Source organism: Stutzerimonas stutzeri (genome assembly GCF_024448895.1).
Classification (GTDB): domain Bacteria; phylum Pseudomonadota; class Gammaproteobacteria; order Pseudomonadales; family Pseudomonadaceae; genus Stutzerimonas; species Stutzerimonas stutzeri_Q.
On record NZ_JAMOIC010000018.1, the window covers coordinates 105,756 to 117,470 of the forward strand.

10 protein-coding genes are annotated in these 11,715 nt (G+C 60.2%); 3 read left to right on the forward strand and 7 right to left on the reverse strand.

Features of this window, described 5'->3' with window-relative positions:
- Window positions 1–3 precede the first annotated feature (3 nt).
- From NA619_RS19135 to NA619_RS19145, 3 genes are all read right to left on the reverse strand, one after another.
- Window positions 4–1,059, reverse strand: a complete 1,056-nt coding sequence (locus tag NA619_RS19135) for an enoyl-CoA hydratase/isomerase family protein (RefSeq protein ID WP_255963397.1) — start codon at window positions 1,057–1,059, stop codon at window positions 4–6.
- 2 nt (window positions 1,060–1,061) lie between these two features.
- On the reverse strand, window positions 1,062–1,952 hold the full coding sequence (gene mmsB, locus NA619_RS19140; RefSeq protein WP_255963398.1) for a 3-hydroxyisobutyrate dehydrogenase: 891 nt from the start codon (window positions 1,950–1,952) through the stop codon (window positions 1,062–1,064).
- A 67-nt stretch (window positions 1,953–2,019) separates the two neighbouring features.
- Complete coding sequence (locus NA619_RS19145) at window positions 2,020–3,531, reverse strand: CoA-acylating methylmalonate-semialdehyde dehydrogenase (protein ID WP_255963399.1); 1,512 nt, start codon at window positions 3,529–3,531, stop codon at window positions 2,020–2,022.
- A gap of 233 nt (window positions 3,532–3,764) precedes the next feature.
- On the opposite strand from NA619_RS19145, the gene NA619_RS19150 reads away from it, so the two are divergent.
- Together NA619_RS19150 and NA619_RS19155 are read left to right on the forward strand one after the other, a co-directional pair.
- A complete protein-coding gene (locus NA619_RS19150) occupies window positions 3,765–5,558 on the forward strand; it encodes a PAS domain-containing protein (protein ID WP_255963400.1) in 1,794 nt (597 codons plus the stop codon).
- Window positions 5,548–5,910 carry a response regulator gene (locus tag NA619_RS19155; RefSeq protein WP_200598823.1) on the forward strand — a complete coding sequence of 121 codons (363 nt, stop codon included), beginning with the start codon at window positions 5,548–5,550 and terminating at the stop codon, window positions 5,908–5,910. Before NA619_RS19150 ends, NA619_RS19155 begins: the two co-directional genes overlap by 11 nt.
- Window positions 5,911–5,979: 69 nt before the next feature.
- On the opposite strand, the gene NA619_RS19160 is transcribed toward NA619_RS19155, so the two are convergent.
- From NA619_RS19160 to glnT, 4 genes are all read right to left on the reverse strand, one after another.
- Window positions 5,980–7,080: a hypothetical protein gene (locus tag NA619_RS19160; protein WP_255963401.1), complete on the reverse strand. Its 1,101-nt coding sequence runs from the start codon at window positions 7,078–7,080 to the stop codon at window positions 5,980–5,982.
- A 222-nt stretch (window positions 7,081–7,302) separates the two neighbouring features.
- On the reverse strand, window positions 7,303–7,917 hold the full coding sequence (locus tag NA619_RS19165; protein ID WP_255963402.1) for a TetR family transcriptional regulator: 615 nt from the start codon (window positions 7,915–7,917) through the stop codon (window positions 7,303–7,305).
- A gap of 102 nt (window positions 7,918–8,019) precedes the next feature.
- Window positions 8,020–9,093: a putative urea ABC transporter substrate-binding protein gene (locus NA619_RS19170; protein WP_255963403.1), complete on the reverse strand. Its 1,074-nt coding sequence runs from the start codon at window positions 9,091–9,093 to the stop codon at window positions 8,020–8,022.
- A gap of 21 nt (window positions 9,094–9,114) precedes the next feature.
- Complete coding sequence (gene glnT, locus NA619_RS19175; RefSeq protein ID WP_255963404.1) at window positions 9,115–10,479, reverse strand: type III glutamate--ammonia ligase; 1,365 nt, start codon at window positions 10,477–10,479, stop codon at window positions 9,115–9,117.
- Window positions 10,480–10,621: 142 nt separating this feature from the next.
- Between glnT and NA619_RS19180 the strand changes: the two genes are divergently transcribed.
- Window positions 10,622–11,644 carry an alpha/beta fold hydrolase gene (locus NA619_RS19180; protein ID WP_255963405.1) on the forward strand — a complete coding sequence of 341 codons (1,023 nt, stop codon included), beginning with the start codon at window positions 10,622–10,624 and terminating at the stop codon, window positions 11,642–11,644.
- Window positions 11,645–11,715 lie beyond the last annotated feature (71 nt).

Sequence of the window (11,715 nt, forward strand, 5' to 3'; positions counted from 1 at the left end):
TCCTCAGACGCCGGCGAAGAAGGCCGCCACGCGCTCGGACGTCACTTCATCGAGCGTAGGCGGGTTCCAGCGTGGATTCTTGTCCTTGTCGACGATCAGCGCGCGAACGCCTTCGATGATGTCGCCGCCGTCGAACCACTGACGGTCCAGATGCAGCTCCATGGCAAAGCACTCGGCCAGTGACAGCGTTCGGCCCCGGCGGAGCATTTCCAGCGTGACGCTGACTGACAGCGGCGAGCGGCTGTCGATGACCTTGAGCGTTTCTGCCGCCCAGTCGCGGTATTCCGGACGGTTTTCCCCAGCGAGCGATTGGCGGATGGCGATGACGGTGTCGTGGGCGAAATGCTGTTCGATGGCGGGCGCAAGCATCTTGAAGGGGGCGTCCGGCAATTCAGTGCTACCCATGTCCTTGAGCAGCGCGGTCAACGTGCCCTCGGCAGGTGCTTTCCAGTCCTGCTTATCCAGTTGCTGTTCCAGCTCGGCGAAGCGTTCGTAGGGGACGCAGCAGTCGGCAAGGCCTGCATACAACGCATCAGCCGACCCCACATGGTTGCCGGTCAGGCCCATGTAGATGCCAAGGTTATTCGGCAGGCGAGACAGGAAGTAGCTGCCGCCGACATCTGGGAAATAGCCAATACCGACTTCCGGCATGCCCATCCGCGTTCGGTCGGAAATCACTCGCAGCGAGGCGCCCTGAACCAGGCCCATGCCGCCACCGAGTACGAAGCCGTTCATCAACGCCATCAGCGGTTTGCTGTACGCATGGATGTACTGATCCAGTGCGTATTCTTCCTCGAAGAACTCGCAGTGCAGGCTGTCGCCGTTCTGATAGCTGTCGTACAACGAGCGGATGTCGCCGCCGGCGCAAAAGGCTTTCTCGCCAGCGCCACGGAGCACCACGGCAACTACCTCTTGTTCATCGGCCCACTCCTGCAATTGCCGGTGGAGCATCCGCACCATCTCGAGGGTGACGGCATTCAGCCCGGCGGGTCGGTTGAGGGTGAGATAGCCGACGCGATTGCGAACCTCGATCAGTACCGGCGCTTCTGCCTGGGTCATGTTTAATCCTCTTGGCGGTAGAGTTTGATGATCGCGGAGAAGTCCAGTGCACCATGGCCCTGCACGCTGAAGGCCTGGTACAGCTGCTGCGCGAGACCGCCGAGGATAACCGGCTGGTGCACTTGTTTGGCCGCTTCGCTGGCCAGTCCGAGGTCCTTTAGCATGAGGTCGGTGCCGAAACCGCCGGTGTACCCGCGCGAGGCCGGGCCGTTTTCCAGCACGCCAGGGAAGGGGTTGTTGATCTCCGATGCCCAGCAGCGGCCACTGGAGGAATTGATGATGCCTGCGAGGACCTTGGCGTCCATCCCCAGCGCAACGCCGAGGGACATGGCTTCAGCCACGCCAATCATCGAGATGCCCAGCAGCATGTTGTTGGCGACCTTGGCGACCTGACCATTGCCGGTGTCGCCGCAGTGAACGATGTTCTTGCCCATCGTCGCGAGGATCGGCTGGGCCTTCTGGAAGTCCGCCTCGCTGCCGCCGACCATGAAGGTCAGCGTGCCAGCGGCCGCGCCGACGGTACCGCCGGACACCGGCGCGTCGAGCATCGGATTGCCATTCTTCGCAGCCGCAGCAGCCACTTCACGTGCCGACATTGGATCGATGGTGGAGGAGTCGATCAGCAGCACCCCGGCCGGAACCTGTGCCAGTAATCCGTCTTCGCCGAGGTAGACCTGCTTTACGTGCGCAGCGGCGGGCAGCATGGTGATGATGGCGTCGACGCCTGCTCGCGCAACCGCTGCAGGTGACGTCGCTTCTTTCGCGCCGGCTTCGACAAGGCCAGAAACCGCCTCAGCGGAGAGATCGAAGACCGTGACCTGATGGCCGGCCTTGAGCAGGTTGCGCGCCATAGGCCCGCCCATGTTGCCGAGCCCTAGAAAACCGATATGCATGGCCGTTTCCTTCTTGTTCTTGATTGACGGCTGAAGCGGCGCCACCCAGTGGTTGGCGCCGATCCGTTTACTTGAGGTTGATGGTGGTATTCACCGGCCCGCCGACTTCATTCTCGTCGAACCAGCGCTGAGTGATGGTCTTGGTCTGAGTGTAGAACTGCACCACCTGCTTGCCGTACGGGCCGAGGTCGCCAAGCTTGGAGGCGCGGGACCCGGTGAAGGAGAACATCGGTACGGGCACCGGAATCGGCACGTTGATGCCTACCTGGCCGACGTCGATTTCCTCCTGGAAATGCCGCGCCGCGGCGCCGGAGCGGGTGAAGAGGGCGGTGCCGTTGCCGTTGGGGTTGGCGTTGATCAGCTCGATGGCCTCGTCCAAGGTATCGACCTGCATCACGCAAAGCACCGGCCCGAAGATCTCCTCGCGGTAGATGCTCATTTCGGGCTTCACGCCGGAGAAGATGGTTGGGCCTACGAAGTTGCCGCTGTCGTATCCCGCGACCTGTGGGTTGCGACCGTCCAGCACCAATTCCGCGCCTTCCGACACGCCGCGCTCGATGAGCGAGCTGATGCGATCCAGCGCCGCGCAGGACACCACCGGGCCGACATCGGTGCCGTTTTCGGCGCCGGCGTTGACTTTCAGTGTCTTGGCTTTGGCGATCAGATCCGGCAGCCAGTTGTTTGCTTCGCCCACGAGGATCAGCACCGACAGCGCCATGCAGCGCTGACCGGCCGCGCCAAATGCAGCGCCGGTCAGGTTGTTGAGGGTTTGTTCTTTGTGTGCATCGGCCAGGATGATGCCGTGGTTCTTCGCACCCATCATGCATTGCACACGCTTGCCGCCCTGGCTGGCGCGGTTGTAAACGTGCGTACCGACCTTGGTCGAGCCGACGAAGGAGACAGCCTTGATGTCCGGGTGGTCGCAGATCAGGTTCACCGCATCGGCGCCGCCATGAATGACGTTGAGCACGCCTGGTGGAACACCGGCTTCCATGGCCAGCTCCGCCAGGCGCATGGTTACCATCGGGTCCTGCTCGGAGGGCTTGAGGACGAAGGTATTGCCGGTGGCGATGGCCATCGGGAACATCCACAGCGGGATCATTGCCGGGAAGTTGAACGGGGTAATACCAGCACAGACGCCCAGTGGCTGCAGCAAGGTGTAGGTGTCCACGCCCGTTGCAACATTGTTGGCCAGTTCGCCCAGCTGCAGATTGCCGATGCCGGCAGCGTGCTCGACCACTTCCAGGCCGCGGAACACATCCCCCTCGGCGTCCGGCAGGGTCTTGCCCTGCTCGGCAGTAAGGATCGCCGCCAGCTCCTTCATATTTTCGCGAATCAGTTGCTGGTACTTCAGAAAGATCCGCGAGCGCGCGCCGATGGGGGTCTTGCGCCAGGTCTTGAAGGCTTCCTTGGCGCTGGCTACCGCAGCGTTCATTTCCGCTTCGGTTGCGAAGGGAACGCGTGCCAGAACCTCTTGCGTGGCCGGGTTCACAATGTCGCGCCACTCGGTGGTAGACGACTCGACCAGCTCACCGCCGATCAGGAGTTTGACAGTTGGGATGGCACTTGACTGGGTCATGGCGGGTCCTAGCGTTAGTTGTTATTGGATCAGACGGATCATGTTGTCCTGATCCTAGAGTGCAAAATTGCCAACATCAATGCGGGTTGCTGCATAGCTGCTCTGCAGAAATACACAGTTAGATCGCCGTGCAAAACTGCCGTGTCTCAAGCTTTCGCTGCTGGTCGTTACAGGGTTGAAGAAGCGAAGAGAGTCGGCAGGGCTGACTGATCGATTCGCCGGAATAGGTACAGATGCTTAATGCAGATCCCCGCGTCGAGCACTCCACAACCGAGTGCATCGAACAACCGGTGCCTTTTGACGAGGCGCTGATCAACGTACTGCCGATGGCTGTCTGCACGCTCGATGCAGACGGTGCGGTACTGCGATACAACGACCTGGCCGATCGACTTTGTGGCGGTGGTCTGGCGGAAGCCGGGCGTTTGCGAATCCTCTCCGATGACGGTCAGTTGCAGCCTCTGACTGACACGCCGCTGGCCCATACGCTTCGTACCGGACGGAGCGGGGTGGATGTGCCGCTAGCCATCCTATGCCCTGATGACACTTCAGTTTCGGTGCTGGCGAATATCGAAGCGTTGCGCAATGAGGCCGGGCAGATAACAGGAGCGGTCATCTGTTTTCAGGCCCATACGCCAACGCGCGAAGCGAGCGCGGACCGGCGCCGTAACGTCGAATGGCTGAGCGCGATCGTCGAGAACACACCCGAATGTGTGAAGGTCGTCGATCGAAACGGCATGTTGGTGCAGATGAATCCAGCAGGCCTGAGGATGCTGGAAGCCAGCAGTTCCGAAGACGTCGAAGGTCAGGAAGTCTTCGCGTTGATCGCCCCTGAGCATCAGGCGCACTGGCGCGAACAGCACCAGCGAGTCTGCGCCGGGGAAAAGCTTAGCTGGGAGTTCGACATCATCAGCCTCACGGGCAACAGGCGGCATATGGAAACCCACGCGGTGCCCATGACCCTCCCTGCCGATGGCGAAGATCACGGCGGCTTTGTGCAACTGGCGGTGACGCGGGATATCACCGAGCGCAAGCGCCTGGAGATCGCCAACAGTGAGGCCGAGCAACGCCTTCGGGATCTGCTGGATGCTTTGCCTACCGCTGTGTACACCGCCGACGCGGCGGGCAAGATCACCTATTTCAACCCGGCTTGCGTCGACCTGGCGGGAAGGGTGCCGACCATAGGGGCTGACGATTGGTGCGTGACCTGGCGCCTGTATTGGCCGGACGGCAAGCCCATGAGCTATCCCGAGTGCCCTATGGCGGTTGCGTTGGCCGAGGGCCGTGCGATACAGGGTGCCGAGGCGCTGGCAGAACGACCGGATGGGAGCCGTGTGCCTTTTCTGGCGTATCCGGCCCCGTTGCGCAACATCGATGGCGACGTAGTAGGCGCCGTCAACATGCTGGTGGATATAACCGAGCGCAAGATTGCCGAGGACCATCGCCAACTGCTGCTCAACGAGCTGAACCATCGGGTCAAGAACACCCTGGCGACCGTTCAATCCATTGCCGCGCATAGCTTTCGTCGGGACGTGGAGAACCAGAGTTATCCCTGGTTCGAAGGGCGGCTGATTGCCCTGTCCAAGGCACACGACGTGCTGTCGCGTGAAAATTGGCAAGCGGCAGACCTGTACGAAGTGGTCGATCAGGTGGCGGCTCCGTTCCAGGCTCGCGGTCAGCAGCGTTTCGCGATTCAGGGACCGACGCAACGGCTGCGTCCCAAGCAGGCCCTGGCATTGGCCATGGCACTGCACGAACTCTGCACCAATGCGTCCAAATATGGCGCGCTGTCGACTCATCTCGGTCAGATAAGGCTGCACTGGCAGGTATTAGAGGATGAAGACACGCCTCTCTTGCAGATCCACTGGGAGGAGGTCGGCGGCCCGCCAGTCGAGCCGCCGACACGAAAGGGCTTCGGCTCGCGCTTGCTGGAACTTGGTTTGGCCGGCGAATTGAACGCCGACGTGCGTCTGGCGTACCTGAAGACTGGATTGTTGTGCGATATAGAGGTGCCGCTGAATGACCATTGAATGTGCAAAAGTGCTGGTCATCGAAGACGAGGCATTGGTGGGCATGTTGCTTGAGGACATGCTGCAGGATATCGGCTGCAGCTCCGTTGAGCTCGTGCAGCGTTTCGATGATGCGATGCAGACCGCCGAACATGGTCACTACGACCTGGCGGTGCTGGACGTCAATCTGGATGGGGTGAGCAGTTTCCCTATTGCCGATCGGCTGATCGAGCGCGGAATTCCACTGATTTTCGCGACCGGCTACGGCAAAGCCGGAATGGACCCGCGCTATGCAGAGGTCCCAACGTTGCAGAAGCCCTTTTTCTTCGGCGATCTGGAGCAGGTAGTGCTCTCGGCGCTGGCGTCCCGATGAGGGCGACTCATCAGGACGCGATTTCTCTAACGGCCAGCGCAGTGCGGTGCGCTCGTCATCGCCGGCAGATCATGGGCCCTGGGTGACGAATGCCGAGTTGCCAGTTCCCTCCTGCCTGATTACCGCATCGTATTGGGGCACGCTGTCGAGGCCTCCGGTCTGAATCAGCGAGGCGTAGTTCTCGGTGCCGACCTGCTCGATAGTGCCGCTGCGGTAGTAGCCCGATTGCACCACGTCGATCTCGTTGGAGGTGCCGTCCTGATCGATGACTAAGCTGCTGCCATCGAAGCTCTGCTCGATGTCCACCCGGTTGAAGTCGCCGGTCGAACGGCCTTCGACGCTCGTGGTGCGACCGCCTTGCGTGGCTGTAAGCTCATTACCCGTTCCGTCCTGGGTGAACGAGAAAGTGGAAAATCCACCTGTTTCCACTACATCCATGCTGTTGTAATTGCCAATCTGCACGAGATCAACCTCGCCAGCGGCATAACGACCGCCTGAAAGCTGATCGAGTGTTGCCTCGTTGCCCGTGCCGTTCTGGCTGATCGAAGCTTTGGCGCCGTAGGGGAAGCCGTCCTGGCTCAGTGTGATTGTATTGTTGGTCCCGGTTTGCTCGGTGTCTGCAACCGCTCCACCCGTCTGCTCAACATAGGCAATGTTGCCGTTTCCGACCTGCACGCCTTCGTAGCGGTTTCCCTTACCTTCCTGAAACAACTCCGTGACGTTGTTCTCCCCGTCCTGGCTGATCGTAGCGTTGCTCGCGTCGCCCTCCGGGTCCAGCTGCTCAATGTACGCAAGGTTGCTAACGCCGACCTGGGTGATCGCTGCGGAGTTACCCACTTCCTGAGAGAATTGGCCGACGGTCGCGAGGTTGAAATCACCATCCTGGCTGATGCTGACCTCACCGCTAGCGCCGCTCTGTTCGGTGGTCGAGATGTTGCCGTTGCCGGTCTGGTCACTTTCAGCCGAATTTCCGAACCAACTCTGAGTGGTGTAAACGACGTTGCCAATGCCGTCCTGAATCTGGCTGATGCGGTTGTCATTCCCAGACTGCATGACGTCTGCATAGTTATCTGAGCCAGTCTGTTCCTGCGTCGACTCGCTGGCGGCTAATGCTTGTGTAGCCACGAGCAGCGATATGGCTGCGGCCAGCATCGTTTTTGTTGTGTGCATGTTCAGAGTCCCTTGAGTGAAGGAACCCGTCTTCTAGCCGCCTCGGTTATGTGTCGCTATACATCGTCCGATGGATAGATGATGAACGGCGGATTAATCCCAGGCCTGGCCGCTGCCTTAGCCCCGCGGACAATCAAGCCTCTGGCCTGCTTGCAAAGGTCCGTTCGCCTTGGATCGATTCGCAATAAGTCGAACGGTGCTTAATGCTGGGTGCTCAGCGCGTCACGCCTGCTTGAGCGGCGCGATGCTCGCAAGCAAACGCGCAGTAAAAAATTCGCGTTGCGCCTTGAGGCTGAACAGCTTGGGGGAGAACAGCCAGCTATGGGTGATGCCCATCAGGCTTGAGTAGAGAAAGACTGCTTGGGACTGACCGGCATCGGGCGATTCTGCATCCGGGTAAGCGGCGGCGATGAGCTGTTTTAGCAGCTGTACGATCTCACGGGTCAGTTTGCGCTCGCGTTTGAGCGTGTCGGCCATCTGCTCGGTTAGCTCGGTCTTGTTCAGAAGAATCTCGAACGACTGTCGATGCCAGCGGTTTTCCACCAGCAGGCGAAACCACTCGCTGATGAGATGTTCGATCGCATCGAGCGGCTGATCCGAGATCGCCTGGCTCTGCTCGATCAACCGCTCCAGTGGTTCCTGGGAGAAGCCGAGCACTGCCTGATACAACTCATCCTTATTCTTGAAGTGCCAGTAGATCGGCCCCCGGCTGAAGCCCGCTTCGTCTGCGATCATGGCCAAGGTCGTATTGGAATAGCCGTTCTTGCTGAACAGCTCCAGCGCAGCGGCGATGATCTTCAGGCGAGTCTGCTCGGCGTCTTCTTTGGTACGGCGCATGGGCTTGATCGATTGGGGTAGGAAATACATCGGGTTCCCACACGCATGTGGAAACCCGATCTGGTGGTTTTCGCCTTGAGTACCGACGGAAGCAATTGTCGGTCAGAGCTTTCCGTCAGCCGCCATCTGCATGTAAGTGGTATCAAAGCGCAGTTTGACGTTGGCATCCGAGCCGAGCAACTTTTCGCCCGGCATGCTGATGCCGATGAAGTCTACCGAGTCCGCACCGTCACCGAGCAGACCGTGATCGAATGAGAACTGGCGAACGCTATCCATGGCCTGATACGCCTCGTCACTTTCGATGAACGCCAGCGAGTCGGCCGGCGTCCAGAACATCTTCATGCCCTTGAGTTGGCTTTCGTAACCGGCCTGATCGGTGCCCGACGCTTCGCCCAGTGACGCACGGGCCTTTGCGCCTTCTTCGGTGTCGCTTTGCAGAATCGCCATTACTTCATACCAGGCGCCGACCACGGCTTTGCCGAAGTCAGGATTATCGGCGAGGGTTTCGCTGTTGACGATGGTCAGGTCCTTGATGTGGCCGGGGATCTGGCTGGAATCGAACGTCTCGTGCGCGCCGGGCATGGCGGCCACTTCGTCCAGCAGCGGATTCCAGGTCACGACGTTGCGCACGTCGTCCGTACTGAAGGCCGCGACCAGGTCGGCGTCAGAGGTGTTCACCACCTGTACGTCACGCTCGCTCATGCCCACGCTATCCAGCGCCTGGGCCAGCAGGTAATGGGAAACGGAAAGCTCGACCAGATGGATCTGCTGACCTTTAAGGCTCTTCAGGTCACTGCTGTCCTTCATCACCATGCCGTCGTTGCCGTTTGAATAGTCCCCGACGATCAGCGCTGTCGTATCGACTCCACCTGCCGCCGGAATCGACAGTCCATCCATGCTGGTGGCAACCACTCCGTCGAACTGGCCGGCGGTGTACTGGTTGATGGATTCGACGTAGTCGTTGACCTGGGTGATGTTCACCTCGATGCCGTACTTGTCAGCCCATTTCTTCATGATTCCCGACTCGTCGGCGTACTTCCATGGCATCCAGCCGGCGTAGATGGTCCAGGCAATATCGAATGACGTTTTCTCCTCCGCCTGTGCGGCGAAGGGGGAGAGGGCAGCAAAGATGACCGCACCAGCGCATAGCGCCCGCTTGAATGTGTTCGTTTGCATGGTGAATCTCCTTTTCATCGATCAAAAGAATTTCAGATAGCGCTGGATTTCCCAGTCGGAAACGTGGGTGTGATAGGCATTCCACTCATCACGCTTGTAGTCGACGAAGGCCTTGTACATGGCGTCGCCGAACACCTGGCGTGACAGCGGGTCCGCCTCGAAGGCGTCTATGGCTTCGCTCAGCGTGCGTGGCAGGGTCTCGATCCCCATCTGCGCCACTTCCTGTTCGCTGTAGTGGTACATGTTTTCGCGGTGCGGCTGGCCGGGGTCGAGCTTCTCGCGCACGCCTTCCAGCCCCGCGGCAAGAATCATCGCTGCGCCCAGGTAAGGGTTGCAGGCGATGTCTGCCGCGCGACATTCAACGCGAGCGCCCTGGGACGGGATGCGCAGCATGTTGGTGCGGTTGTTGTTGCCGTAGCAGCAAAAAACCGGCGCCCAGGTAGAGCCGGACATCGCGCCCTTGTGCACCAATCGCTTGTAGCTGTTAACCGTCGGCGCAATGACTGCGCAGATCGCTTTGGCGTGCTTCAGTACGCCCGCGATGAAGTGATAGGCCAGCGGTGTCACGCCACAGCCGTGCGGGTCCTCGCCGTCGACCTCGAACAGGTTCTTGCCGGTACCGATGTCGGCCAGCGACATGTTGTAGTGCGCGCCGCTGCCTGTGCGGTTGGCAGACGGCTTGGGCATGAAGGTGGCAAAAGCGCCGTGTTTACGGGCGATCTCGTTGGCCATCATGCGGAAGAATACGAAGCGGTCGGCCATACCGAGGGCGTCGGTGTATTTGAAGTCGGTCTCGAACTGGCCGTTGGCGTCTTCGTGGTCGAAGGAATAAACGCCCCAACTCATGTCGTTCATGGCATCGACCAGCTCGTCGATGATCGGCAGATTGTCCATCAGCCCGCGGGGGTCGTAGCAGGGCTTGGCTGCCGTGTCGCGCTCCGAGATCGGGGCGAAGCCGCCATCCGGCGTGTCCTTGAACAGGAAGAATTCAGTTTCGATACCGAGGTTGAAGCTGTAGCCCAGTTCGGCGGCCGCTTCGGTCTGGCGCTTGAGAATGCCGCGAGAGCAGGCCTCGAACGGCTTGCCGTCCAGGTAGAGATCGCTCGCGAACCAGGCGATGTCGCGGTTCCAGCTGCACTGGGTCGCGGTGGCTGGATCCGGCATTGCAGCCACTTCGTTATCGCTGATGTCCTGCGGCACGCCGTCCAGCGCGGCACCGGTATACAGCTCTGATCCACGCAGCATCTGCCCGAGATGGGCGAGCGGCACGAACTTGCCTTTGATGACTCCGTGCAGGTCCACATAGCTGGCCATGGCGTACTTCACGCCCTTGTCCTGCAGGCTCTGTTTGAGTTCGTCGATCTGGGAAAGCGGAAAGGTCGTCATGGTGGGAGATCCCTTGCTGAATTCGGGCCAGCGTCATGCGCTGTGGCACGAATCCTTCATCCAATATACATGCCAGTGTGTATAGATAAGCCGCTGCGGTGGCTGTCGATGCCTACAGAATTGCAGCAAGGGAGCATCGCAAGTGACTGAAGTTGAGAAGAAAAAACAATTCATCGAACTGGGCGACCTGCGACTCGACAGCGGGCAGATACTGCGTGAGGCGCGTCTCTGCTATCAGGTTGTGGGGTCACCCAATGCCCTGAAAGACAACATCGTGCTCATCCCGAGCTACTACGGTGGTACGCATTGGGGCAGCCTGCCCCTGCTTGGTGCAGAAAGTCCGCTGGCGGCTGATGAGCACTGTGTGGTGCTGACCAATCTATTTGGCGCCGGCTGGTCCAGTTCGCCTAGCGCGGCGGCTGCAGGGCAGGGCGGTGCAGACTTTCCCCGGATCAGCCTGGCGGACAACGTACGGGCGCAACATATGTTGCTCGATCAGCTGTTCGGCTTGCATTGGCAGTTGCGACTGGTTACCGGCTGGTCTATGGGCGGCATGCAGGCCTTGTACTGGGGGATGCTGTTTCCCGATCGGGTAGAACGCATTCTGCCGTTCTGCTGCACGGCCCGCTGCTGGCCGCACAATCGCGTATTCCTGGAAGGTGTCAAAGCCGCCCTGCAGGCCGATGCGAGCTGGCAGGGCGGGCGCTATGGCACTCCGCCCGAGCGCGGCTTGCGGGCGTTCGGTCGTGTGTACGCCGGCTGGGCTTACTCACAGGCATTCTTTCGCACCGAACAATGGAGGGAATTGGGCTTCGACAGCGTCGAGGCATTGCTCGACTTCTGGGAACAGGATCATCTGGAGCAGGACGCCAACGACCTGCTCTGCGTGCTGGACACCTGGCAATCAGCTGACCCAGCAAAGCTGCTAAATGTGGCCAGCCTGGAAGCGGCGTTGTCCGGCTTGGCGGCGCGAGCGATCATCATGCCCAGCAGCAGCGATCTGTATTTCACCGTTGAGGACGCTCGCCATGAAGCCTCGTTAATGCCAAACGCCGAGCTGCGTGTACTGGAGTCTGACTGGGGCCACTGCGCCGGCGGTCCAGGGCGCAACCCCGACGCCATGGCGCAAGTGTTCTCAGCCATGCGCGAACTGCTGCAATCCTGAGGATCCGGATCGATCGAGTGACGCAAAGGCAGCTCTTGTCCGGTTGCTGCCGGTTAAGACGGGCAGCTTTC

Coding starts and splice junctions, on each gene's coding strand:
- mmsB (WP_255963398.1), bottom strand. CDS start 1,952: ATGCATATCGGTTTTCTAGGGCTCGGCAACATGGGCGGGCCTATGGCG.
- NA619_RS19155 (WP_200598823.1), top strand. CDS start 5,548: ATGACCATTGAATGTGCAAAAGTGCTGGTCATCGAAGACGAGGCATTG.
- glnT (WP_255963404.1), bottom strand. CDS start 10,479: ATGACGACCTTTCCGCTTTCCCAGATCGACGAACTCAAACAGAGCCTG.
- NA619_RS19145 (WP_255963399.1), bottom strand. CDS start 3,531: ATGACCCAGTCAAGTGCCATCCCAACTGTCAAACTCCTGATCGGCGGT.
- NA619_RS19170 (WP_255963403.1), bottom strand. CDS start 9,093: ATGCAAACGAACACATTCAAGCGGGCGCTATGCGCTGGTGCGGTCATC.
- NA619_RS19135 (WP_255963397.1), bottom strand. CDS start 1,059: ATGACCCAGGCAGAAGCGCCGGTACTGATCGAGGTTCGCAATCGCGTC.
- NA619_RS19160 (WP_255963401.1), bottom strand. CDS start 7,080: ATGCACACAACAAAAACGATGCTGGCCGCAGCCATATCGCTGCTCGTG.
- NA619_RS19150 (WP_255963400.1), top strand. CDS start 3,765: ATGCTTAATGCAGATCCCCGCGTCGAGCACTCCACAACCGAGTGCATC.
- NA619_RS19165 (WP_255963402.1), bottom strand. CDS start 7,917: ATGCGCCGTACCAAAGAAGACGCCGAGCAGACTCGCCTGAAGATCATC.